Raw genomic sequence first — 22,791 nt, forward strand, 5'->3', positions numbered from 1 at the left:
GATTTATTATAATTATTTCATAAAGTAGCACAAAAAAAATATGTGTTCAGGCCTGTTGAGCCGCAAAGGGATTTTTATGGCTACTGCTGATACGACGAAACCAACTTTGACTTCGCTGAGTTTCCCGAAAACTGTGGACGTGAAGAATGGTGGCAAATATCTGACGTTTACAGCAGGTGCCAGTGATGTTGGGCTGGGCGTGGATTATGTCTATGTAGGCTTTACCAAAAGTTGGCAGTCTAGTTCGAGCAGGACATCAGCCTTCGTTGCTTACGATAGCACTGACAGCTACGCCGATGGCGTGTCTTCTCGCGAATATTATATCGACGCGACATCCGGAGCGGGAACATACAGTATTAGCAATGTAACTGTGTATGACAAGGCTGGAAATTATAGATATTATGAAGCCTCTGAGCTGGCAGCCATGGGCATAGCGACCAGTTTTGAGGTCGAGAGCAATCAGCTATCTGATTCGACAAAGCCAGTTTTGACGTCTCTAAGTTTTCCAAGTAGCGTGGATGTAACCGACGGTGGGAAATACCTGACGTTTACAGCAAGTGCCAGCGATGTTGGGTTGGGCGTAGATTATGTTTATGTAGGCTTTAACAAAAGTTGGCAGTCTAGTTCGAGCAGGACGTCAGCCTTCGTTGCTTACGATAGCACTGATAGCTACGCCGATGGCGCTTCTTCTCGCGAATATTATATCGAAGCGACATCCGGAGCGGGAACATACAGTATTAGCAATGTAACTGTGTATGACAAGGCTGGAAATTATAGATATTATGAAGCCTCTGAGCTGTCAGCCATGGGCATAGCGACCAGTTTTGAGATTGAGAGCAACCAGCCGTCTGACTCGACAAAGCCAGTTTTGACGTCTCTGAGTTTTCCAAGTAGCGTGGATGTAACTGACGGTGGTAAATACCTGACGTTTACAGCAAGTGCCAGCGATGTTGGGTTGGGCGTGGATTATGTCTATGTAGGCTTTACCAAAAGTTGGCAGTCTAGTTCGAGCAGGACATCAGCCTTCGTTGCTTACGATAGCACTGATAGCTATGCCGATGGCGCTTCTTCTCGCGAATATTATATCGACGCGACATCCGGAGCAGGAACATACAGTATCGGCAATGTAACTGTGTATGACAAGGCTGGCAATTATAGATATTATGAAGCCTCTGAGCTGTCAGCTATGGGCATAGCGACCAGTTTTGAAATTCTGGACTTCAATGCTGGTGTTACGGCCACAGTTGCAGCATCCGGTGTTGTCGCCGAAGGCACAGGCGCAACGCTAATACCATTGCTGACGCTGAAAAATATCGGAGCTTACACAGGGACTGTAACGCTCGCCTTCGACGCCGAGCAGTCGACCATGACGGCCAGTGAGGTCAATGTTCCGAACTTCAACGGCCTCTACAGTATTTCGCAATCGCCCGCTCGCGATTATGTGATCGATCTGCCGGCGATCGGCGTCATCGACGACCTTCTCATCGAAGGTGATGAAATATTGGCATTCAAGGTGGCAGCCAGTGGGCAGATATTTTCGTCGGGCAGTGACAATATCATCGTGAAGGTCACCATTGCTGATAACGATCGCGTCGGTACGGTCGGCAATGACGTAATGAATGGAGATGAGGGGCATAATCTGTTCGTTGGTCTTGCGGGTAACGATGTGCTGAACGGGTTTGGGGGCGATGACTGGTTGCAAGGTGGTTTAGGCCATGACCGGCTGAATGGTGGCTTTGGCAATGACCGTCTGGACCCTGGCGCGGGGAACAACATCGTCGATGGAGGCGCTGGGAGCGATATGCTGGTGCTGGCCGGGGTCAAGGCGAGCTACAGCTACCTTTTGTCTGGCGGCTGGACCTTTGTGGTGGGCGAAGAAGGCGCCTCGCGAACTGTAAATGTAGAACATGTCGCCTTTGCCAACGGGGCGCTGGGAAGTGCCGATCTGGCGGGTAGCTTGTCGGCGTTCGACGGGTTGCGCTATATCGCTGGTTATGGGGACCTGATCGCTGCCTTCGGATCCGATGCAGATAGCGCGACCGCGCATTATGTGGCGAGCGGCTTTGCCGAAGGGCGCGATGCCAAAGAGTTCGATGTGCTCGATTATATCGCAGGCTATGACGATCTGATCGCAGCTTTTGGCACCGACACGCAAGCGGCGACACGCCATTATATCGATGGCGGCTTTGTGGAGGGCCGCAGCGACGCCTTGTTCGATGGGCTGCAATATATCGCCTCCTATGCCGATCTGATCGAGGCATTCGGAACGGACGCGGACGCCGGGGCGCGCCATTTCATCCAGGACGGTCGTGACGAGGGACGGAGCGACGATCTGTTTGACGGGCTGCAATATGTCGCGTCCCATGGCGATCTGATCGGCGCGATTGGTACGGATGTGGAGGCGGCGGCCGAGCATTTCATCAAAAACGGCTATGGCGAAGGCCGAATGGCAGACGATTTTGACGGCTTGCGTTACATTGCGTCGAACGCGGACCTGATCGTCGCGCTGGGCGATGATGATGACGCGGCTGCGCGCCATTATATTCTGGCAGGGCAGCAAGAAGGCCGGGATGTCGACGGGTTCGATGCGCTGGCCTATGCGGCGGCCAATCCTGATCTGGCGGCAGCTTTCGGCAGCGACGTCGATGCGCTGACCGAACATTATATCGACACGGGCTATTTTGAGCATCGTGTGGTGGCTCCGGGCGCGGATATGTTCATGGCGGCCTAAGCGGATCATCCCGCGAAATGTCTGGCCAAGTGCGTCTTGCTGGCGCACGTTCGGCGTTACCGTGCCTCTGCCTGATCCTGCCATCTGCATCGCCGCTGGGGCGTGGCTGGCGGTGCGCCGATTGAGGATGTGATGCCATGACCGATCCTGTTCCACGCGATATCGTCATCATCGGGGGCGGGCAGATGGGGGTGGCGCTGGGCTATTATCTGCGCCGGGCGGGGGCGGATTTCCTGATTTTGGATGCGGAGGACGGGCCGGGCGGAGCGTGGCGGCATGGGTGGGAGTCGTTGCGGCTGTTTTCGCCCGCTGGCTATAGCTCGCTGCCCGGCTGGCTGATGCCGCCGCCGGCCCATGATGGCTATCCGACGCGCGATGACGTACTGGCCTATTTGCGGGACTATGAGGCGCGCTATGCGCTGCCGATCGAGCGGCCCGTGCGGGTGGCGGCGGTCGAGCGGGCGGGCGATGCTCTGGCGGTCGTGACCGACAAAGGGCGCTTTGCCGCGCGGATGGTGGTCAGCGCGACGGGCACCTGGTCGCATCCCTATATGCCCGACATGGCGGGGCGGGCGCTGTTTGCGGGGGTGCAGGTCCATTCCGCGCATTATGTCGGGCCGGATGCCTATGCGGAGCAGAGCGTGCTGGTGGTCGGCGGCGGCAATAGCGGGGCGCAGATCGTGGCGGAACTGGCGCCGGTGGCGCGCACAAGCTGGGTGACGACGCAGGAACCGTTGTTCCTGCCCGATGATGTCGATGGCCGGGTGCTGTTCGAACGGGCGGTGGCGCGCATGAAGGAGGCCCCAAGCGATGTGCCGGTGGGGGGCATTGGCGATATCGTCATGGTGCCGCCGGTCAAGGCGGCGCGGGCGCGCGGCGACCTCAGCACCCGGCGGCCGTTCACGCGGATGACGGCGACGGGCGTGGTGTGGGCCGACGGGTCGGAGACGGCGGTCGATGCGATCATCTGGTGCACCGGGTTTCGCCCGGCGCTGGCGCATCTGGCGGGGCTGGGCGTGGTGGAGGCGGATGGGCGCGTTCTGGTGGAGCAGCAGCGGTCGATCAAGGTGCCGCGGCTGTGGCTGGCGGGCTATGGCGACTGGTGCGGGGCGGGATCGGCCACGCTGATGGGCGCGGCGCGCACGGCGCGGGATCTGGCGGCGAGGCTGGTCGAGGCGCGGGCGGTTTAGGGGAGGGGGGCTTTGCGGGCGGAGGGGGCGCGCCTGCGCACGCAAGGCCACGGAACGGCACACGGCGATGACCCTGTCTGATCCTCGACATCATAGAGGCCGTAACAGTTGACCTGTCAGGATTTATTGTCCAGTCCATAGCCGAATAAGTCGGAGAAATGCTGTGGCCGTTACATTTGGTTCGCCTGGTGATGATGTATTTAACGGCACGGACGGTGATGACGAAATCTATGGTTGGACCGGTGCCGACATCATTTACGGCAATGGCGGCAACGACAAGCTGTGGTCCGGCACGGTCGACCCCTATGCGGGTGCCACGATAGACTGGACGGGCGTCGATATCGGCCTGGAGCATGACCAGATATTCGGGGGCGACGGCGATGACATCATCGGCGTCGGCACTGGCGACGATGTCGATGGTGGAGCGGGAACGGACCGGCTTTATTATTCCTTCTATGGCGCGACAGACGGGGTTACCATATCGACGTCCCAGTTTCTGGGCGAGGCACCGCGCATCGTCGCCGGTGGCACCATCCGCAACATAGAGATCGTGGTGCAGCTGGAGGGCAGTAGCGCCAGCGATGTGATCGATGCGGCGACTCAAAGCGAGCGGATCACGATCTTTGCCGGAGACGGTTTTGATAGCGTGACGGCGCATGACAGCAGCGTGACGCTCTATGGTGGTGCCGGCGATGACCGGTTTTTCAGTGGGACGGCGGCCGACTTTTTCAGCGGCGGCGAAGGAACCGACACGGTCGATTACAGCCGCTATGGCCAAGGCGTGACCGTCACCCTGGGTCAGTCAAACTGGGGCGAGGGGCCGGACGGCGATCAGTTCGTCGATGTCGAGCAGGTGGTGGGATCGGCCCATGCCGACACGATCTCCGGCAACGACCAGGCCAATAATTTGGAAGGTGGCGACGGCGATGACAGCCTGTCCGGGCTGGGCGGCGATGACCTGATGTTCGGGGGTGCCGGTAACGACCAGATGATGGGCGGAGACGGTGGAGACACGCTGTTCGGCGATGCAGGCGACGACCGCATGTCGGGGGAAGCCGGCAATGATTATCTGGTTGGCGGCAGCGGCAACGACCAGTTGTCCGGTGGCGACGGCGATGACGAACTGTCCGGCGGCCAGGGCAATGACCTGTTGGAAGGTGGGCGCGACAACGACACCATCTACGGCGGCATCGGTGACGATGTGGTCCGCGGCAATGATGGCGATGACAAGCTCTATGGCGACGGCGTCATCAGCAGCACTGGCGATGGCGACGATCTGATCGAAGGCGGAAATGGCAATGACCTGATCCGTGGCGGGGGCGGTGACGACACTCTTTATGGCGATTCGGGCAATGATGATCTTGCCGGGGGTAGTGGCAGCGACGTCATTTATGGCGGCGACGGCGACGACTGGATCGATGGTTTTGGCGAATATGGCTATGGCCTCGACGAGCATCCCGACAGTCTTTTTGGCGGTGCGGGCAACGACCGCATCAGCATATCCTATGGCGACAGCGCCGATGGCGGGATCGGCGACGACAGCCTTTTCGTCAACTTTTATTCCGGCGCTACGAGTGGTGTGTCCGCTGACCTGACGCTGTTGACCAATGGCGGATCCCTGAACATCGGTGGAGGGACACTGTCTGGGTTCGAATATGTTAGCGGTTTGTCGTTGACCCAGTTCGATGATGTCGTCGTGGCGGGCGCGGTACGCAGCGCGGCCGAAGGGATCAGCATCGATGGTTGGGGCGGAAATGATGACCTGACCGGTAGCCTGGGCGTCGATATGATCTATGGCGGCGATGGCGATGACATCCTGCGCGGCGGGCTGGGGCGCAACAGCGAGGTTTCGCCAGGTCTTGATCGTTTGTTCGGCGAAGCGGGTAACGACACTATCCTGATCGATCGCGACGGCGCATTTGCCTTTGGCGGCGAGGGTGACGACCGCATCATCGGCGGCGATGGCGACGATGAGATACAGGGTGACAATGGCGATGACGTTCTGAGTGGCGGCGGCGGGAATGATGCTCTCGCCGGCGGGGACGGTGTCGATTCCTTGCAGGGCGGCTCCGGGGACGACATTTTGGACGGCGGCGCTGGCGACGATCGCCTGTTGCCGGGGACGGGCCACAATATCGTCGACGGCGGGGATGGGTTCGATACGGTGGTTCTTACGGGTGGCGTTGCAAGTTACAGCTATCTCGTGTCGGGCGCTTCGACTTTCGTCATAGGCGAAGAGGGCGCTTCGCGGATCGTGAATGTAGAACATGTCGCTTTTGCCAACGAGGCGCTGGGAAGTGCCGATCTGGCGGGCAGCTTGTCGGCGTTCGATGGGTTGCGCTATATCGCTGGCTATGGGGACTTGATCGCTGCCTTCGGACCCGATGCAGATAGCGCGACCGCGCATTATGTGGCGAGCGGCTTTGCCGAAGGGCGCGATGCCAAAGAGTTCGATGTGCTCGATTATATCGCAGGCTATGACGATCTGATCGCAGCTTTTGGCACCGATACGCAGGCGGCAACACGCCATTATATCGATGGCGGCTTTGTGGAGGGCCGCAGCGACGCGTTGTTTGATGGGCTGCAATATATCGCCTCCTATGGCGATCTGATCGAGGCATTCGGGACGGACGCGGACGCCGGGGCGCGCCATTTCATCCAGGGCGGTCGTGACGAGGGACGGAGCGACGATCTGTTCGACGGGCTGCAATATGTCGCGTCCCATGGCGATCTGATCGGCGCGATTGGTACGGATGTGGAGGCGGCGGCCGAGCATTTCATCAAAAACGGCTATCGCGAAGGCCGAATGGCCGACGATTTTGACGGCTTGCGTTACATTGCGTCGAACGCGGACCTGATCGTCGCCCTGGGCGATGATGATGACGCGGCTGCGCGCCATTATATCCTGGCAGGGCAGCAAGAAGGCCGGGATGTCGACGGGTTTGATGCGCTGGCCTATGCGGCGGCTAATCCTGATCTGGCTGCCGCTTTCGGCAGCGACGTCGATGCGCTGACCGAACATTATATCGACACGGGCTATTTTGAGCATCGTGTGGTGGCTCCTGGCGCGGACATGTTCATGGCGGGCTGAGCGGTAGTGATAGTTCAAGCCGATGACGCTGCTGCGTTATGGGTTTAATGAGTTGAGGAGGGTGAGATGGATTTCACGGGTGGTGCGGGCGACGACATCTATACGGGCGACAATAGTGACGAATATATTTCCGGTTTGGGGGGAAATGACTGGTTGAGCGGCGGAGAGGGCGCTGACAATATTGCCGGTGGCGCAGGGGCAGATCGTCTCAATGGCGGGGACGGCAGCGATGTGCTGTTCTCCTTCGGTCGGACCACCAATATGATGGCACCCTATTTCCCTTTGTTGGCCGGCGTTGTTTCCGATGATATCTTCGCGGATGTCGACACGCTGATCGGTGGTGCGGGGGACGATTTTTTCTTCGCGGGCTATGGCGACCATATTGATGGCGGCAGCTATGATTCCTTCGGCAATCGGCTTTTTATTAGTTTTCAGGGCGCGACGTCCGGCGTGGTTGCGGATTTTCGTCCGCTGCAAAACGGCGAGTCGATAACGATCGGCGGCGGAATCATTTCCAACATCCAGAATATCGGCTTTTTGGAGGGAAGCGAATATGATGATTTCATCGCTTCTATCGACACTTATTATCCCAGCGGTGCTGACATATTCGGCCGCGGTGGTAATGATACCATCATCGCAGACTATTATTCTGGTTGGGGTGGTGCGATCTGGGGTGGTGATGGAGAAGACACCGTCGATGCGACTGGAGCGCAATATGGCGCCAGGGTATATGGGGAGGCCGGCAACGACATTATCCGGATGAACTACGGTACTGCTGATGGCGGTGATGGTGACGACATCATTTATGGCGGTTCGGCCTTTGGCGGTGCGGGCAACGACAGGCTGATCGATGTGATGAGTGGCGATGGCGGCGACGGTAACGACATCATTACCCTGAACTTCAGTTATTATGGCAACGGGGTCGCGACCGGCGGTCGGGGCGACGACCTGATACGAGGCACGGACTATGGTAGCGTGTTGGTCGGTGGAGAAGGTGCCGACGAGCTGTTTGGCGGCGCGGGTGCCGACTTGATCTATACAGGCGGCAGGAATGAGGATGGATCGGCCCTAGCCGATGTCGGCGTAGAAAAAGACTTCGTTTCAGCAGGCGCGGGTGCAGACACCATATGGGCAGGTGTAGGCGACGACGTTGATGGAGGAGATGGCGCTGACACACTCTACTATTCGTTCGGCGGCGCGACGACGGGCGTAGACATTTCTACACACCAGTTCCTCGGCGCAACAGCGCGGGTGATCGGTGGTGGAACGATCATCAGTATCGAGAGCCTAGCCGAATTACGAGCGAGCAGTTTCGACGACAGGATCGTGGCCACAACACAAGATGTCAGGCTGTCAATTTATGGCGGTGCAGGCAATGACGTTGTGACATCAAGTGGCAGTTCTATCACATTTCGGGGCGAGGAAGGGGACGACCGGCTGATCAGCGGCGAAGCGGCCGACATGTTCGTCGGTGGTTTTGGTACCGATACGATAGACTATTCCTTGTACACAAATGGCGTAACCGTAACTCTTGGCCTTTCTGGTGCAATCGGGATCGGCGGCGGCGGCGATAGTCTCATTAGCGTGGAGAATGTGGTCGGCTCTGCGTTCAGTGACGACATTCAGGGCAACGAGCTTGCCAATATGCTGGAGGGCGGTGCAGGTAACGATACAATTCACGGCGGCGCTGGCGATGATCGCCTGCTGCCGGGGACGGGCCACAATATCGTCGACGGCGGGGATGGGTTCGATACGCTGGTTCTTACGGGTGGCGTTGCAAGTTACAACTATCTCGTGTCGGGCGCTTCGACTTTCGTCATAGGCGAAGAGGGCGCTTCGCGGATCGTGAATGTAGAACATGTCGCCTTTGCCAACGAGGCGCTGGGAAGTGCCGATCTGGCGGGCAGCTTGTCGGCGTTCGATGGGTTGCGCTATATCGCTGGCTATGGGGACTTGATCGCTGCCTTCGGACCCGATGCAGATAGCGCGACCGCGCATTATGTGGCGAGCGGCTTTGCCGAAGGGCGCGATGCCAAAGAGTTCGATGTGCTCGATTATATCGCAGGCTATGACGATCTGATCGCAGCTTTTGGCACCGATACGCAGGCGGCAACACGCCATTATATCGATGGCGGCTTTGTCGAGGGCCGCAGCGACGCCTTGTTCGATGGACTCCAATATATCGCCTCCTATGGCGATCTGATCGAGACATTCGGGGCGGACGCGGACGCCGGGGCGCGCCATTTCATCCAGGGCGGTCGTGACGAGGGACGGAGCGACGATCTGTTTGACGGGCTGCAATATGTCGCGTCCCATGGCGATCTGATCGGCGCGATTGGTACGGATGTGGAGGCCGCGGCTGAGCATTTCATCAAAAACGGCTATGGCGAAGGCCGAATGGCCGACGATTTTGACGGCTTGCGTTACATTGCGTCGAACCCGGACCTGATCGTCGCCCTGGGCGATGATGATGACGCGGCTGCGCGCCATTATATCCTGGCAGGGCAGCAAGAAGGCCGGGATGTCGACGGGTTTGATGCGCTGGCCTATGCGGCGGCCAATCCTGATCTGGCGGCAGCTTTCGGCAGCGACGTCGATGCGCTGACCGAACATTATATCGACACGGGCTATTTTGAGCATCGTGTGGTGGCTCCTGGCGCGGATATGTTCATGGCGGGCTGAGCCGCGCCCGCCGCAAAAGGGCTGGCCAAGCGCGCTTGGCTGCGGCACAGCGCGCGCCATTATGCGCCTGCCTGATCCTTCCACCTTCATCGCCGCCGGGGCCAGTGCCGAGGTGTTCCGGCTGGGCGAGGGGCGGGTGTTGAAGCTGTTTCACGACGGGATCGACTCCAGCATCGTCGCGCGCGAATATGCGATCGCGCGGGCGGTGCAGGCGAGCGGGCTGCCGGTGCCGCGCACTTATGGCGTGCAGGAAGCGGGCGGGCGGCAGGGGATCGTCTATGCCGACATGGCGGGGCCGGACCTGCTCGCCTATATGGCGCGCAACCCGCATCGCGGGCGCTGGGCACTGGGCGAGATGGCGCGGTTGCAGCAGCGGATTTCGGAATGCCATGTGCCGACGCTGCGCAGTCGCAAGGCGATATTGCGCGTGGACATAGAGGCGGCACCGGTGGGCGAGCGGCTGCGCGCGGCGGCGGTCGATCGGCTGGACCAGCTGAACGAGGGCGATGCGTTGTCGCATGGCGACCTGCACCCCGCCAATCTGATCGTGACCGAGGAGGGGCTGGCGGTGATCGACTGGTCGCGCGCGGCGCGAGGCATGGCGGCGACCGATGTGGTGCGGACGGAGATGGTGATGCGCTTCGGGCCGGGCGGCGATGTCGGCGGCGAGGGCGGCGCGGCGGTACTGGGTTGGGCGGCGGCGAAGATGCGCGATGCGGCGAGCGCTTATTATGTGCGGCGGCACCGGGCGCTGACCGGGCTGGACCCCGAAGCGCTGGCGGCGTGGCGGGCGCTGGTGGCGCTGGCGTGGATGCGGCAGCGGGCGCCGTCGCGCGAAGCGGCGTTCGAGGCCTATCTGGTGGAGGCGTTGGAGGTGGCGGGGCTGCCGCCGCTGGAGCGGGACGCGGCGCCCATGTCGTTGGTCGGGCCTGATTGACGGTTGATCCCCCGCACATGCCGCCCAGCGGGAGCGGAGGGCCGATTATCGAACGGACGGCGCATCGGGCGTGCGCTGCCCTATAATGGCGGTAAGTTCAGAGACGGTTCAGCCCTGATGGTGTCGTCTCCGGCCTGACAGTTTATCCTGATCCCGGTGTGCCCGACAGCAACCTGGATACGCCCCCGGCCATCCCTTGCGCCGGGGGCGTTTTCTATTGTCCCTCCCATCGTTACGATTCGAGCTTTCCCTTACGGCACATGTCGTTCGTGGCGGCGCGAGATGTCGTTCGTCCTGCGGTTGGTCGGCGCGATTTTGCGCTTCGTCGGTGCAGGCGTCGTTCGCCGATGACGCGGGCTGCCGGTCGAAGCGGGCGGGCATCGGGCGGGGCGCGGGGCTAAACAGAATGGGCGAACGGGGCAGGACGCCGACCCCAAGACCCCGGCTCCCCCCGTTCGCACCCCGGCCCGCCGCGCAGCCCCCCATTTGGCGGCGGACCGGCCAAACCAGATTTTTAAGGAGATAGATGATGTTCCGTTCGACCCTGTTTGCCGCCGCCGCTTCCGCCATCCTGTTCGCTAGCGCCGGTGCCGCTTCCGCCGAGGATTTCGCGTCCAATGGCCGCACCAGCCCGGTCTATCATGGCGACCTCGACCTATCGAACCCCGCGCATCAGGCGCAGTTGCGCAGCCGCATTGCGCGTGCCGCCAAGCGGGTGTGCGCCGCCAGCGACCTCGCCACCGAGCAGGCATGCAAGGCCAAGGCGATCGCCCGCGTCGAAGCGCCGATCAGCGCGGCGATCGCGCGGGCCGAGACGAGCGAGCGCTATGCCGATGCGCGGGGCAAGGACGGGTTGCCGCTGGTCGCGAACTGATTGGTAGCGCGACGTGATAGAGAGAAGGCCCGGTGAATTGCCGGGCCTTTTTTGTGTTTCGGCATCCTCCCCTGGTAGGGGAGGTGGCAGGGCGTAGCCCTGACGGAGGGGTGTCACGCTATCGTGAGGGTGACACCCCTCCACCGCCTTCGGCGGTCCCCCTCCCCTTACAGGGGAGGATTGGACTTGTAACGGTTTTGTGCCGGTCACCTATCTCATTATGCCACCTTGGCTTCGAACGCGAGCGGGCTGATGCCGCCTAGATATGAATGGCGGCGACGGGTGTTGTAGAAGCCATTGATGTACTGAAAGATGGCGGCTTCTGCCTGACGCCGCGTCGGCCAGCTCTGCCGCCAGATGAGTTCCGCCTTCAGGGATTTGAAGAAGGTCTCGACGGACGCATTGAGGCTCCTATATTTGTCAAGCGCTGGTCAGAGATGCTTTTGGGCGACATAGGTGGGTAAAGATTTCGCGAACGATGTATCGCTTAAGGCAGCGTATAATCTCCCGGTTGCTCTTTCCCTCCATTTTTCGTTTGCTGACATAGGCAAGTGTCGGCGGATGGTTGCGCATCCGAACGATTGCAACCCGATATAGCGCGGCATTGGCTTGCCGGTTTCCACCACGGTTGAGTCGGAAGCGGTTGGTCTTGCCACTTGATGCGGGGATGGGACACACCCCGCAGAGCTTGGCGAGTGCAGCTTCGGAGCGGATTCGGGTGGGATCATCGCCGACCAGTATAAGCATTTCTGCCGCCGTCATCGTCGCGATCCCGTGCGATGCCAGCAACGTTGGTGCGTTGGCCATGACCAGTTGCTCGAGCGCCTTGTCGTGCGACTGAATTTCTTCGTGTAGAGCCAGCCAGCGTTGTGCCAAGGCCCGCAAGGCGGTTTTGGCCGATGCGATCGTCGAGGTCATTGCGCCGGGCCTGAGTGCAGCAATATATCGGATCAGCGCGATTTTTCCGTTTATCTGATCGAGCGTGTCGCGCAGCGCCGCAGGTGCGTTGATGATCAGGGTTTTCAGGGTCACCATGGCCTGCGACCGGCATTTGACTGCTGTGTCGCGTGCGATTTTGAGATGCCGGATCATCTCGACGGATCCTGTTTGCGTTTTGGGTTGGGCGATCGCCTGTCCGCCCAGCACCGACCGTGCGGCGCCTTCAGCGTCGAGGCTATCGCTTTTGCCATGTTGATAGCGCAACTGTCGATTAGGTCTGGTGACCTCGATGACTTTATGGCCCTGGGCCAGAAGATGGCGAGACAGCCCGGCTCCGTATGATCCAGTCCCCTCGATGCCAAAGGCTGTGATGGTGCCCAACGCACACGCCCAGTCCTCGAGCAATTTATAGCCCTTTGTTGTCGCTGGAGCCGAAAAGGCCGTCAATCGGCTGCCGTTGTTATCGATTGCCACGGCAACATGGATGGATTTATGGGTATCGACACCGATAATGACGCCGCTGATGTTGGTATTGGTCATGTCCTGTCCTTCTCTGAACGGTGCCCGGGCACCGTTCAGAGAAGGACAGGACTGTGAAGGGGCAAACCCGTCAGGCTCCTATCAAGTCACATCTCGCCCGTTGCCAGGGCGACTTGATGGCCGACACGTCAACGCAATGACACGGGGTCAATCGTAGCATGGGTCAGACCATCAAGCCGCAGCAACATAATCACAGTCGTAGCAATTTCCCTTGCCGCTCATTGATGGACGCAGGCCATAGGCCTGCAGCTTTTTCTGATAGTCGTAGGAGCAATATTGGCTACCGCGATCCGAATGGAAAAGGCAGCCCTCGGGAGGCTGGCGCAGGCGCACCGCCATATCCAGCGCCCTGATCGCCAGGTCTTTCTTCATCCTGTCGTTGACTGCCCAGCCTACGACGCGACGGCTATGCAGATCGAGAATGACGGCAAGGTAGAGCCAGCCTTCGGACGTCCAGATATAGGTGATGTCGCCGGCCCATTTACGGTTGGGCGCATCTGCGGCAAAATCGCCGTCCAGCCAGTTCGCTGCGACACCCAGGCGATGGTGGCTGTCAGTCGTAACCTTGTGCTTGCGCGTGCGGACTGGCGTAAGCGTGGCCTGCGGACCGCGGTGGTTCAGGGTAAGTGCGGTTTGTAGGCCACATTCTGTCATTTTGGCAGAGAGTGTCTGAGTTTGAAAAATTTACGATGTCGCTCGATCGTTTCTATTCCTTTCGCTATTATGCGGTTGGATTAGGGAGAACATGAGTGACTAATGACGAGTTGAAGGTATTGGTCATCGAGGCCGGGGCGATTTTTGACCAGATCGATGATCTCCCGCTGAATGATGATGGAACCCGCGAATTGCCTCCTGGAATGCTGGATCGTGCCAGAGAAATTGCAGCTATAGCATTCAGTTTGCGGTCACCGACATGATCCTTGGCCGGAGTGGCGTAAGAATCTAGCTTTGGCATCTCCACTAGGCAGCTTGAGCAACGTCTTGGTCGGTCAAGCGCCAGTTCCATGGCATGAGTTCATCCCATTTGGCTGCGGGCCAGTTGCCAGCGATCCTGCCCATGACATCGGCGATATAGGCCTGCGGTTCGAGGCCATTGAGCTTTGCAGTCTCGATGATGGAGTAGATGGCGGCGGCCCGATCACCGCCTGCTTTTGAGCCTGCGAACAACCAGTTTTTGCGGCCAAGGGCCACGCAGCGCATGGCGCGCTCGGCTATGTTATTGTCAATCTCCAGTCGGCCATCGTCGAGGAAGCGCGTCAGCGCGATCCAGCGCTTGCGGCCATAAGCGATCGCCTTGGCCATCTCCGACTTGGGCGCAAGACGGCGCAGGGCATCGTCGAGCGCCTGGCGGAGATCGTCGATCAATGGCTTGGTGCGGTCCTGCCGGCTTCGTCGTCGGATATCGGGCTGATGGCCGCGAACCTCTGCTTCGATCTCATAGAGCTGACCGATACGTTCCAGCAGATCAGTGGTGAGCGGCGTCGGCTTGGTCGCATGAATGTCGAATATCTTGCGCCGGAAATGTGCCCAGCAGGCGACTTCGGTGACGCGGTTGGTGTTGTAGAGCTTGTCATAGCCAGCATAGCCATCGGCCTGCAGATAGCCGGTGAAACTGGCCAGCTGGCGTCGGGGATGCGCGCCGGTGCGGTCGGTGGTGAACTCATACCAGACCAGTGGCGGCGAGGTCGCACCAGAGGCGCGATCATCGACGGCGTAGGCCCAGAGCCTGCCAGTCGCTGTCTTGCCACGTCCTGGATCGAGCATAGGCACCGGCGTATCGTCGGTGTGGATCTTTGAGGCGGTCAGGCCGACCTCGCGGATACGATTGATGATTGGATCGAGCAGCACGGATGCTTGGCCGACCCAGCCTGCCAGCGTCGAGCGGTCGATCTCGATGCCCTGCGCGGCCATGATCTCGGCTTGGCGGTAAAGTGGCAGATGATGGTCGAACTTGGAGACGACGACATGGGCCAGGGTGCCGAAGGTCGCCTTGCCCCGCGCTATCGCCTTTACCGGCGCGGGCGCCTGCACGATCTTCTCGCAGGACCGGCAGCTATACTTGGGGCGGATGGTCCGAATGACGCGCCACTGCACGGGCACGGCATCGAGCATCTCGTCGCTATCCTGCCCCAGCGGCCGCAGCGCGCCGCCGCAGTCGGGACAGGTGCAGTTACCCTGATCGGGCTCGATCCGCTGTTCCTCGCGCGGCAGATGGGCGGGCAGCGCCCGAACCGGTGATGGCCGAATGACGGCTACCGGATCGCCTCGACGCACGGCGGCAACGATGGCCTCGCCTTCGAGTTCTTCAAGGGCCAGCTCAAGCTGGGCAATCTGGGTATCGAGCTTCTCGGACGACTTGCCGAACTGCATCCGCTTGAGGCGTGCAATCTGCACGCGCAGCGTATCAATCAGGATGTCGCGGGCGGAAATATCGGCATGGGCGGCGGCCAATGCGGCTTCGAGCTCGGCGATCCGAGCATCTTTATCAGGAGTGAAAAGGCCTGCGTCCGACACCGCGATTATATAGCAGATTGGTGGTGGCAATGCTAATAGAAGTGCCAGAAAATGGGCGTTTTACCCCGCCAATGAAGGGGTGAAAGTGCGTTCAGGTCGCCGCCAGTCGATGCCTTCCAATAGCATCGAAAGCTGGGCCGCGGTCATGATCACCGACCCCGTCTTGGTCGACGGCCACACGAAGCGCCCCCGGTCCATCCGCTTGGAAAACAGGCACATGCCCTGGCCGTCATACCAGAGCAGCTTCACCAAATCGCCGCGCTTCCCCCGGAAGGCGAACAGCGCACCGGAATGTGGGCTCTGCTCCAGGATCTGCTGCGTCATCACCGCCAGGCCGTCGAAACCCTTACGCATGTCGGTCGCACCGCAGGCCAGGAAGATCCGCGTCGATGGCGGCAGCGGGATCATCGTGTCAGCGCGCCGATCACCCGCGACAGGGCCTCGGCATCGACCGTGGCGTCCACACTCACTTTGATGCCCGACGGCAGCTCGATCCCGATCACGCCGTTGCTGCGCGCCGCAGCCGTTGGGGCGGGCAAGGCCGGCTGCTCGCTGATCTGCACCTGCGCAAATACAGGCTCGATCGGCTTGCACACCCCGGTCAACTCGCCTGACATCGCCTGTTGCCGCCATGTGTAGATCGAGCCGCTGCCGACGTCGTGGCGCTCACAGGCTGTCCGCACGCAACCGTCGGGGCCGAATGCATCCCGTAATACGGCCAGCTTCTGTTCCACCGTCCAGCGCCGACGGCCCGACACCCGGCTAACGACCTCGATCCGACTACTCATACGATTACTCGTATGATTAATCGCCCGTTCGCTTGCTGAATCCTCGATCTCGTCCGACACCCGCCACCTCGCTCAAAGAGCGGCAATCATCCCGGCGAATGGGCATTACGCAAGGCGGCCCTCAGGCCCCGCTTACGGACTGGCTTGATCCCGTTGATCTTCATCAGCCGCCCGACCCGGCGCTCGCCAACATCGAGCCCTACCTCCTTCAACTCCATCGTCATGCGAGGACGGCCGTAGCTGCCAAGGCTCAGCCTGTACTGTTCCCGGATATGGGCCAGCACTTTCATATCTGTCCGCTCCCGCCTGCTGATCGGGCGCGAGCGCCAGGAACGATAGCCGCGTTCACTGACATCCATGACACGGCAGAGCAGTTCAACGGGCCACCGGTGCCGCCAGCTATGCACAAATGCGAACTTCACGGCCTTTGGCTCGCGAAGAACTGCGTGGCCTTTTTTAGCACTTCCCTCTCCTCCCGCAGCACACGGTTCTCAAGGCGAAGGCGTTCATTCTCACGCGCCAGATCTGCCTGCGGCGCTGAAACCAGATCACTGGGCCGATACTGCGATACCCACTTGCCCAGCGTCGACTTCCCTATCCCCAAATCCGATGCAACCCGATCGCGCGGCAACCCGCTGGTCAGCGCGATCCGTACCGCCTCTTGCTTGAACTCTTCTGTATGCTTGATCATCTCGTCGGTCTCCTGTTGCGAGCTCTAATCGCTCAGGTGACCGGCGCAAAACCGTTACAAGTCCAGATTGGTTAGCGGCCGGTCATGGCTCTGGCGTTGGCGAGGAAGGTGCGGCCGATGCGGATTTCATTGCCGTCGGCGAGCGCCGCGAACCACACGCCGCTGCCGTCATGGCGCAGGCGGGCGATATGGTCGCGGCGGACGATGTGGGAGCGGTGGAGGCGGACGAATTGCTGCGGGTCGAGCCGTTCCTCCAGGCTGCTGATCGTCTGGTGGAGGAGATAGCTGTGGCTGCCGACATGGAGGCGCATATAGTCGCGCTCCGCCTCGATCCGGTCGATCTGGTCGGTGGCGATGCGGATGAGTTCGGAGCGGTGTGGCACCCAGAATTCCTCGGCCCAGTCGGGTTGCGCCTCGGTCGAGATGGCGGGGGCGTCGGTGGGGGCGAGGCTGCGCGCCGCCTCCACCCGGTCGATCGCGCGGGTCAGCCGGTCATGCGCGACGGGCTTGAGCAGATAATCGACGGCGGCCAGATCGAAGGCTTCGACCGCGAAGCCTTCGAAGGCGGTCACGAAGATGATGGCGGGGCGCAGGCCCATGCGGCTGACGGCGCGGGCGACGCCGATGCCGTCGAGCAGCGGCATGGCGATGTCGAGCATGACGAGGTCGGGCTTGAGCGCTTCGATGAGGCGCAGCGCGGCTTCGCCGTCGCTGGCGGTGCCGCAGAGCGTCAGGCGCGGTTCGCGGGCGCACAGCATCTGCAACCGCTCGATCGCGAGCGGTTCGTCATCGACGATCATGGTGCGGATGGACATGGGATCAGCAACTCTGGCGGATGATGGGGAGGGTGATAAGGACGGAGAAGCCGCCGCCCTCACGCGGACCATAAGCGATGCGGCCCTGATCGCCAAAGCGCGCGGTCAGCCGGTCGCGCACATTGGCGAGGCCGATGCCGCTGCCGCGATCGGCGTCGCCGGGCGGCTGGTCGCCATTATCGGTGACGTTGATGTGGAGCAGGTCGCCATCGGCGCGGGCGGTGATGCGGATCTGCACCGGGCTGGACGTGCGCGAAACGCCGTATTTGATCGCATTTTCGACCAGCGGCTGGAGGATGAGGCCGGGGACGCAGGCGGTCATCAGGTCGGCGGGGATGTCGATGACGCTGGTCAGCCGTTCGGGGAAACGGACACCCTCGATATCGAGATAGAGTTGTTGGAGATGGACTTCCTCCGCCAGCGGCACATCGTCGAGCGGATCGCCGGTCAGGCTGGTGCGGTAGAAGTTGGAGAGCGACAGGATCATCTTTTCCGCTTCGTCGGGCTTGTTGCGCATGACGAGGGTCGAGAGGCTGTTGAGCGTGTTGAACAGGAAATGCGGGTTCACCTGATAGCGGAGCGAGCGCAGTTCGGCCTGCTGCGCGGCGCGTTCCAGCCTGGCGGCGCGGCGTTCGGTGCGGTGGACTTCGCTAGCGTAGGACAGAGCGAGGTAGAGCGCGGCCCAGGCGGAGAGGAAGAAATAGCGGCTGATCGCATCCTCGACGATCTGGATCAGCGCGAAATGTTCTTCGCTGCGAAATTTCATCCGGTCGCCATCGGTGAAGATGTTGACCGGGTCATAGACGTTGAACATGTAGAAATTGGCCGACGCCATGGCGAGCGCGAAGGGCGCGGCGAGCGAGAAGGCGGCGACGACGCGGACGCTCAAGGGCTTCGTGTCGAAGCGGCGCAGCATCAGGTAGAAGATCCAGGTCGTGACGATGCCGATGACGGTGACGATGGCCCGGCGGGCGGCCAGCTCATAGGGGGCATCGAAGCCCATGACCGTGGCGCGCAGCGTGACCAGCACGGCATAGAATAACCAGAAGCCGAGAATGGAATAGAGCGCGATCGCAGGCGAAATGCCGCGTTCGCCGTCGTCGGGCGCATATGTCATGGCATCCTGTTTACGCGCGCGTGGGCCGCTTGTCGCCCCATCGCGTGGCTGCTGGTCGAAGCGGTTGGCGCGTTGGTCGAACGGCGCGTGGGAACCGGGATGCGGCCCGGCCCGTTGATCGGGGGAGATGCCTGTGTGGCATCGAGGAGGAGAGACGCATGACCCCGATTGATCATTCCCAGACCAAGGCCCACGAGCAAGCCGACGCGGCGCGCAGCAGCGACGCGCAGGACCATGTTCGCGATGCCGAGGAAAAGCTGGACGAGGAATTGGAGGATTCGATGGACGCATCCGATCCGCCGTCCAGCACGCGACCCGGCGACAAGGGCGAACCCGTGCCATCTTCGGGCTTTACGCCGGAGGATTGATGGTTTTTCGATCCGAACGATGATAGAGTTTGCGGGCGGCAGGTGAAGCCATCGCCGCCCGTAACGAGAGGAGCCTGCACCCCATGCCGACATCCGCAACCCCCGCCGTCGAGCGCATTGCCCGCGTCCTGGCCGGACGGCATCTGAGCCATAATGGCGAAGGCAGCGATCCCCATGCTTCAGGGGCCGTGGATGCGGCGTGGCAGGACCATGTCGAGGACGCCTATGCCATATTGCATACGTTGCGCGAACCGGACGCGCAGATGGCGCAGGCAGGCGATGTGGCGGTGTGGCGCAGCATGATCGGCGCGGTGCTGGCGCGGCGACCGGGAGCGTAACGGGCGACGCGACCAAATGATGATTGTCATCCGATTTACATGTTGCGCTGCACAAGGAAATCTGATCCCTTGTGAACGGCGGCGGAACAGGCGCTTAAGCCTTCAGTAACTATAGAGGGCGCATGTTCTGACGATCGACTACGGGTCGGAGGGCATGAACATGGGTACGAATGCAAAACCTGCGGACGGCGCCATTACCTTGGCGGAACTGCGCGAGTTCGCGAGCTTCTCGTCTGCCACGCAACGCTATATTCGCCGATCGCTCGACATCGGCCTGCATCGCCGCGACGCGATGAAGCTATGGTCGCGCGACATGGTCGAGGAAGCCTCCATCCGGGCGCAGGCGCGCATCTATGGGCGGCTGGACGAGATCAAGGCGCGGGTGCCCGACGATAGCGGGTTGGAGCAGGTGGAGCCGTTCATGGCGCCGCTGGTGACGATCTCCGCCTTCGACCTGGGGCAGGACCGGCTGGCCAGTTTTTCCTCCTATCGTTTCCTGTACGAGCGCTTGCTGGGCGCGGGCGCGCGGCCCTGGCTGCCTGGTGCCTTTTGCGCGGCGGCGAGCCTGCCGCATCTCCACCCTGAAAAGCGGCGCATCTTGTTGCAGTCGATCAGCGAGGCGGCGGCGACGGCGGCGGGCTGGTCCAATCGCGAACCGAGCTTCTACCCCGAATGGGTCGAGAAGGTCGATCTGAGCAAGGCGAACTGACACTGGACGTTGGTGCCCGCATCCGGGGGGAGGCGGGGATTGGCGAAACTGACGGCGCAGCGGACGTGGTTCGCTGCGCCGTTGTCATATCGGGGGTTGGCCTGGTCCGGGTCGGCCATAGGGGAACGAAGTGATGCGGATTATGGGCAAGATCGCGGCTATGGCTTCGATCCTGATCGGGGCGACGGTGCCCTTGTCGGTGGAGGCAGCCCCAGCGGCTGCCGTGCGCAATATCGGCGTCGGCGATCCGCAGCGGCGGGCGGTGCTGGATGCGTTGCGGCCGGAGATTGCGCGCGACCTGGGGCAAGCGGTGCAATTCGTGGTGCGGGCCTTGCGCGTGCAGGGCGACTGGGCCTTCGCCCATGTCGTGCCGCAGACGACGGCCGGTGATGCGATCGATCTTACCCGGACGCGCCATGCCGAGCGGCTGCGCGCCGGGATGCTCGATGGGCCGGATGTTTATGCGCTGTTGCAGCGGACAGGCAGCGCGTGGCGCGTGCGCGAGTTCGTCGTGGGGCCGACAGACGTGGCCTATCTGGCATGGCCCGACGCCCATGGCGCGCCGCCCGCGCTGTTCGACAGGGCGGATTGAGCCTGCGGCTCAGCGCTTGCGATAGCGGAAGTACCAGACTTCATGGCCCAGCCGCCGGGCCTTGGCCTCATAGCGGGTTTCGGGCCAGCCGCCGGGGCGGGTGAGGAAATCCTTGGGGTCGCTTGCCAGCCAGTCGAAATCGGGGTGGCCGTTCATCACCATCAGCGCCCAGCGTAGATAAACGGGATGATCGGTGCCGAAGCGAAATTCGCCGCCGGGTTTGAGCTTGCGCGCGATCATCGCGACCGGGCCGGGGTTCATCATGCGGCGCTTGGCGTGGCGCGCCTTGGGCCAGGGGTCGGGATGGAGCAGATAGACGAAGCTGAGCGATCCGTCGGGGATGCGGTTCAGCACGGTCAGGGCATCGCCCATATGGACGCGGACATTGCCGAGCGCGCCGTCGCGAATATGGCCAAGCGCGGTGACGACGCCGTTGAGGAACGGTTCGCAGCCGATGAAACCATGGTCGGGCAGCAGGTCGGCGCGCCAGGCCATATGCTCGCCGCCGCCGAAGCCGATCTCGAAATGGAGTGGGCGGTCATAGCCGAACAGATCCGCAGCGGTGATCGGCCCTTCGTCCGGCACGGACACGGCGGGCAATAAGGTATCGACCAGTTCTTGCTGCGCCTGGCGCAGCTTATGCCCCGACTGGCGGCCATAGAGGCGGTTGAGCGTGGTCGGATCGCCGGGTTTATGCGCTGTCATGGGGCGGCCGCTTAGCGGGCGCGGGCGCGCGGGGCAAGCGGGGAGGCGGCTACTCCCCCTTCATCGCGTCAGGTGACAGGCTGATCATATTGCCTTTGCCATAGACGCTCGTCGTCGACAGCGGATTTTCGCTTTGCACGATTTCGACGGCCTGTGCCGGTGGAGGCATGGCGTCATAGCTGGGATATTGCACCCATTTGTCGAGCTTCATCACCGTAACCGACCATGGCGTTGCGCCATCATCCTGGGCTGCTTCCCCCAGCAAGATTCCAGCGAGCGAGTCTTTGCCGATATCAAGCAGTTCACCGGAATCCCCCAAGGGAATAAGATAGCCGCCCTCTCCGCCTTCTTTCTGATAGACGGGCAGCCTGCCACTGATCCGTTCGCCGTGGATGCACAGTGCGGGAGACGTGGGTACATCCCCCTTTTTTCGTGCTTCTCTCGCCAAGCTGCCCCTCATCGCACCCAAGAGAACGGCCGCATCATTCGCTTCCATTTTGGCGGCGCGCTGTCCGAAGGCAAGGGGCTGGCTGCAGCGCTTGAGCGGTGTGACAGTGCCCGAAGACGGGAGCTTCTTTGGCCAACCGAGCGAGTCCATGAACTGCGTGATGGCTGCGTCGAGCTGCGCTGGATCAAGATTGGGCGATGTCATGCGAAGTTTCACCACCCATTCGCCGATGGCCACCAACGCGACGCCGCTGCTCCGGCCGATCTTGGTGATAGTGAAACTCTGGCGAAGAGCTGATGCGATGGGGCTACCGGGCAGGGTGAAGACGATCGGATCACCCTGATGCTGCGGTTCGCCGAACTTGCTGTTGGTGGCGATCATCGTCGCTGCCACATCGAACCATAGTGCGGTGGAGGGAACCGCCGCATGGTACAAGTAGACGTTGACGTGGGTGCGGGAGACGGCGTCGTCATAAGCGACCGATACGTCGAGTAGCGGGCCGCCGCTAAGATCCATCACGTCGCCGCGCGCAAAAGTGCCGATGGTGGGCGGCAGGCCGATCTTCGTGGGCTTGTGCGTCCAGCTCTTGCGGGCAGACGCCTCGATGCGGGTAGGTTGCGTCTGGGCATAGCTGCTATGTGCGGCGGATAGTGCGGTTATGACCGCCGCTATCTCGATCAACCTGCGTTTCATGGCTTGTTCTCCCCCGTACCGAGCGGCTT

General features: G+C 61.3%; 19 protein-coding genes and 3 pseudogenes. 11 read left to right on the forward strand and 11 right to left on the reverse strand.

What is annotated here, in order from left to right; genetic code table 11:
- The first annotated feature begins 76 nt into the window (after positions 1–76).
- From ACZ2HM_RS01685 to ACZ2HM_RS01710, 6 genes are all read left to right on the forward strand, one after another.
- Entirely contained in the window at positions 77–2,731 is a 2,655-nt protein-coding gene (locus tag ACZ2HM_RS01685) for a calcium-binding protein (RefSeq protein ID WP_470426059.1), read from the forward strand.
- A gap of 137 nt (positions 2,732–2,868) precedes the next feature.
- Positions 2,869–3,921 carry an ArsO family NAD(P)H-dependent flavin-containing monooxygenase gene (locus ACZ2HM_RS01690; protein ID WP_470426060.1) on the forward strand — a complete coding sequence of 351 codons (1,053 nt, stop codon included), beginning with the start codon at positions 2,869–2,871 and terminating at the stop codon, positions 3,919–3,921.
- Between the two features lie 163 nt (positions 3,922–4,084).
- Positions 4,085–7,012, forward strand: a complete 2,928-nt coding sequence (locus ACZ2HM_RS01695) for a calcium-binding protein (RefSeq protein WP_470426061.1) — start codon at positions 4,085–4,087, stop codon at positions 7,010–7,012.
- Between the two features lie 66 nt (positions 7,013–7,078).
- The gene (locus ACZ2HM_RS01700; RefSeq protein ID WP_470426062.1) at positions 7,079–9,694 is read left to right on the forward strand and encodes a calcium-binding protein; all 2,616 of its coding nucleotides are present in this window, start codon (positions 7,079–7,081) and stop codon (positions 9,692–9,694) included.
- A 61-nt stretch (positions 9,695–9,755) separates the two neighbouring features.
- The gene (locus ACZ2HM_RS01705) at positions 9,756–10,631 is read left to right on the forward strand and encodes a phosphotransferase family protein (RefSeq protein ID WP_470426063.1); all 876 of its coding nucleotides are present in this window, start codon (positions 9,756–9,758) and stop codon (positions 10,629–10,631) included.
- Positions 10,632–11,160: 529 nt separating this feature from the next.
- Positions 11,161–11,505: a UrcA family protein gene (locus ACZ2HM_RS01710; RefSeq protein WP_069066834.1), complete on the forward strand. Its 345-nt coding sequence runs from the start codon at positions 11,161–11,163 to the stop codon at positions 11,503–11,505.
- 218 nt (positions 11,506–11,723) lie between these two features.
- Here ACZ2HM_RS01710 and ACZ2HM_RS01715 read toward each other — a convergent pair.
- The 3 genes and pseudogenes from ACZ2HM_RS01715 to ACZ2HM_RS01725 form a co-directional block, all read right to left on the reverse strand.
- Positions 11,724–11,909, reverse strand: a pseudogene (locus tag ACZ2HM_RS01715) (IS3 family transposase); the annotation flags it as partial.
- 16 nt (positions 11,910–11,925) lie between these two features.
- A complete protein-coding gene (locus ACZ2HM_RS01720) occupies positions 11,926–12,984 on the reverse strand; it encodes an IS110 family RNA-guided transposase (RefSeq protein WP_470425396.1) in 1,059 nt (352 codons plus the stop codon).
- Between the two features lie 195 nt (positions 12,985–13,179).
- Positions 13,180–13,560, reverse strand: a pseudogene (locus ACZ2HM_RS01725) (IS3 family transposase); the annotation flags it as partial.
- Between the two features lie 173 nt (positions 13,561–13,733).
- Between ACZ2HM_RS01725 and ACZ2HM_RS01730 the strand changes: the two are divergent.
- Entirely contained in the window at positions 13,734–13,901 is a 168-nt protein-coding gene (locus ACZ2HM_RS01730; RefSeq protein WP_156106061.1) for a hypothetical protein, read from the forward strand.
- Between the two features lie 43 nt (positions 13,902–13,944).
- Here the strand turns inward: ACZ2HM_RS01730 and tnpC are convergent, their stop codons facing one another.
- The 6 genes and pseudogenes from tnpC to ACZ2HM_RS01760 all read right to left on the reverse strand — a co-directional run bounded on the left by tnpC (position 13,945) and on the right by ACZ2HM_RS01760 (position 18,909).
- Positions 13,945–15,498, reverse strand: a complete 1,554-nt coding sequence (gene tnpC, locus ACZ2HM_RS01735; protein WP_037472588.1) for an IS66 family transposase — start codon at positions 15,496–15,498, stop codon at positions 13,945–13,947.
- A 60-nt stretch (positions 15,499–15,558) separates the two neighbouring features.
- Positions 15,559–15,906 carry an IS66 family insertion sequence element accessory protein TnpB gene (tnpB, locus tag ACZ2HM_RS01740; protein ID WP_037472586.1) on the reverse strand — a complete coding sequence of 116 codons (348 nt, stop codon included), beginning with the start codon at positions 15,904–15,906 and terminating at the stop codon, positions 15,559–15,561.
- Positions 15,903–16,286 (reverse strand): IS66-like element accessory protein TnpA, encoded by a 384-nt coding sequence (tnpA, locus tag ACZ2HM_RS01745; RefSeq protein WP_470426064.1) that lies wholly within the window; start codon positions 16,284–16,286, stop codon positions 15,903–15,905. The genes tnpB and tnpA overlap by 4 nt, the downstream gene beginning before the upstream one ends.
- A gap of 98 nt (positions 16,287–16,384) precedes the next feature.
- Positions 16,385–16,977 (reverse strand): annotated as a pseudogene (locus tag ACZ2HM_RS01750) (transposase); the annotation flags it as partial.
- A 71-nt stretch (positions 16,978–17,048) separates the two neighbouring features.
- Positions 17,049–17,792: a LytR/AlgR family response regulator transcription factor gene (locus tag ACZ2HM_RS01755; RefSeq protein WP_470426065.1), complete on the reverse strand. Its 744-nt coding sequence runs from the start codon at positions 17,790–17,792 to the stop codon at positions 17,049–17,051.
- A 4-nt stretch (positions 17,793–17,796) separates the two neighbouring features.
- Entirely contained in the window at positions 17,797–18,909 is a 1,113-nt protein-coding gene (locus ACZ2HM_RS01760) for a sensor histidine kinase (RefSeq protein ID WP_037476615.1), read from the reverse strand.
- A 158-nt stretch (positions 18,910–19,067) separates the two neighbouring features.
- Here ACZ2HM_RS01760 and ACZ2HM_RS01765 point away from each other — a divergent pair, with 158 nt between their 5' ends.
- The 4 genes from ACZ2HM_RS01765 to ACZ2HM_RS01780 all read left to right on the forward strand — a co-directional run bounded on the left by ACZ2HM_RS01765 (position 19,068) and on the right by ACZ2HM_RS01780 (position 20,916).
- A complete protein-coding gene (locus ACZ2HM_RS01765; protein WP_096061980.1) occupies positions 19,068–19,277 on the forward strand; it encodes a hypothetical protein in 210 nt (69 codons plus the stop codon).
- Between the two features lie 83 nt (positions 19,278–19,360).
- Positions 19,361–19,615, forward strand: coding sequence for a hypothetical protein (locus ACZ2HM_RS01770; protein WP_069064926.1), 255 nt, complete (start codon positions 19,361–19,363; stop codon positions 19,613–19,615).
- A 160-nt stretch (positions 19,616–19,775) separates the two neighbouring features.
- Positions 19,776–20,324: a hypothetical protein gene (locus ACZ2HM_RS01775; RefSeq protein WP_096062084.1), complete on the forward strand. Its 549-nt coding sequence runs from the start codon at positions 19,776–19,778 to the stop codon at positions 20,322–20,324.
- 130 nt (positions 20,325–20,454) lie between these two features.
- Entirely contained in the window at positions 20,455–20,916 is a 462-nt protein-coding gene (locus ACZ2HM_RS01780; RefSeq protein WP_470426066.1) for a hypothetical protein, read from the forward strand.
- A gap of 9 nt (positions 20,917–20,925) precedes the next feature.
- On the opposite strand, the gene trmB is transcribed toward ACZ2HM_RS01780, so the two are convergent.
- The gene (gene trmB / locus ACZ2HM_RS01785; RefSeq protein WP_470426067.1) at positions 20,926–21,621 is read right to left on the reverse strand and encodes a tRNA (guanine(46)-N(7))-methyltransferase TrmB; all 696 of its coding nucleotides are present in this window, start codon (positions 21,619–21,621) and stop codon (positions 20,926–20,928) included.
- A 49-nt stretch (positions 21,622–21,670) separates the two neighbouring features.
- The gene (locus ACZ2HM_RS01790) at positions 21,671–22,762 is read right to left on the reverse strand and encodes a hypothetical protein (RefSeq protein ID WP_470426068.1); all 1,092 of its coding nucleotides are present in this window, start codon (positions 22,760–22,762) and stop codon (positions 21,671–21,673) included.
- Between the last annotated feature and the right edge of the window lie 29 nt (positions 22,763–22,791).

The sequence above is a fragment of the Sphingobium sp. KKT206 genome, from assembly GCF_055640555.1.

What these genes read in the sequence shown, in the direction of transcription:
- ACZ2HM_RS01685 (WP_470426059.1), top strand. Translation starts at nt 77, where the DNA reads ATGGCTACTGCTGATACGACGAAACCAACTTTGACTTCGCTGAGTTTC.
- ACZ2HM_RS01690 (WP_470426060.1), top strand. Translation starts at nt 2,869, where the DNA reads ATGACCGATCCTGTTCCACGCGATATCGTCATCATCGGGGGCGGGCAG.
- ACZ2HM_RS01700 (WP_470426062.1), top strand. Translation starts at nt 7,079, where the DNA reads ATGGATTTCACGGGTGGTGCGGGCGACGACATCTATACGGGCGACAAT.
- ACZ2HM_RS01705 (WP_470426063.1), top strand. Translation starts at nt 9,756, where the DNA reads ATGCGCCTGCCTGATCCTTCCACCTTCATCGCCGCCGGGGCCAGTGCC.
- ACZ2HM_RS01710 (WP_069066834.1), top strand. Translation starts at nt 11,161, where the DNA reads ATGTTCCGTTCGACCCTGTTTGCCGCCGCCGCTTCCGCCATCCTGTTC.
- ACZ2HM_RS01720 (WP_470425396.1), bottom strand. Translation starts at nt 12,984, where the DNA reads ATGACCAATACCAACATCAGCGGCGTCATTATCGGTGTCGATACCCAT.
- tnpB (WP_037472586.1), bottom strand. Translation starts at nt 15,906, where the DNA reads ATGATCCCGCTGCCGCCATCGACGCGGATCTTCCTGGCCTGCGGTGCG.
- tnpA (WP_470426064.1), bottom strand. Translation starts at nt 16,286, where the DNA reads ATGAGTAGTCGGATCGAGGTCGTTAGCCGGGTGTCGGGCCGTCGGCGC.
- ACZ2HM_RS01755 (WP_470426065.1), bottom strand. Translation starts at nt 17,792, where the DNA reads ATGTCCATCCGCACCATGATCGTCGATGACGAACCGCTCGCGATCGAG.
- ACZ2HM_RS01760 (WP_037476615.1), bottom strand. Translation starts at nt 18,909, where the DNA reads ATGACATATGCGCCCGACGACGGCGAACGCGGCATTTCGCCTGCGATC.
- ACZ2HM_RS01765 (WP_096061980.1), top strand. Translation starts at nt 19,068, where the DNA reads ATGACCCCGATTGATCATTCCCAGACCAAGGCCCACGAGCAAGCCGAC.
- ACZ2HM_RS01770 (WP_069064926.1), top strand. Translation starts at nt 19,361, where the DNA reads ATGCCGACATCCGCAACCCCCGCCGTCGAGCGCATTGCCCGCGTCCTG.
- ACZ2HM_RS01775 (WP_096062084.1), top strand. Translation starts at nt 19,776, where the DNA reads ATGGGTACGAATGCAAAACCTGCGGACGGCGCCATTACCTTGGCGGAA.
- trmB (WP_470426067.1), bottom strand. Translation starts at nt 21,621, where the DNA reads ATGACAGCGCATAAACCCGGCGATCCGACCACGCTCAACCGCCTCTAT.
- ACZ2HM_RS01790 (WP_470426068.1), bottom strand. Translation starts at nt 22,762, where the DNA reads ATGAAACGCAGGTTGATCGAGATAGCGGCGGTCATAACCGCACTATCC.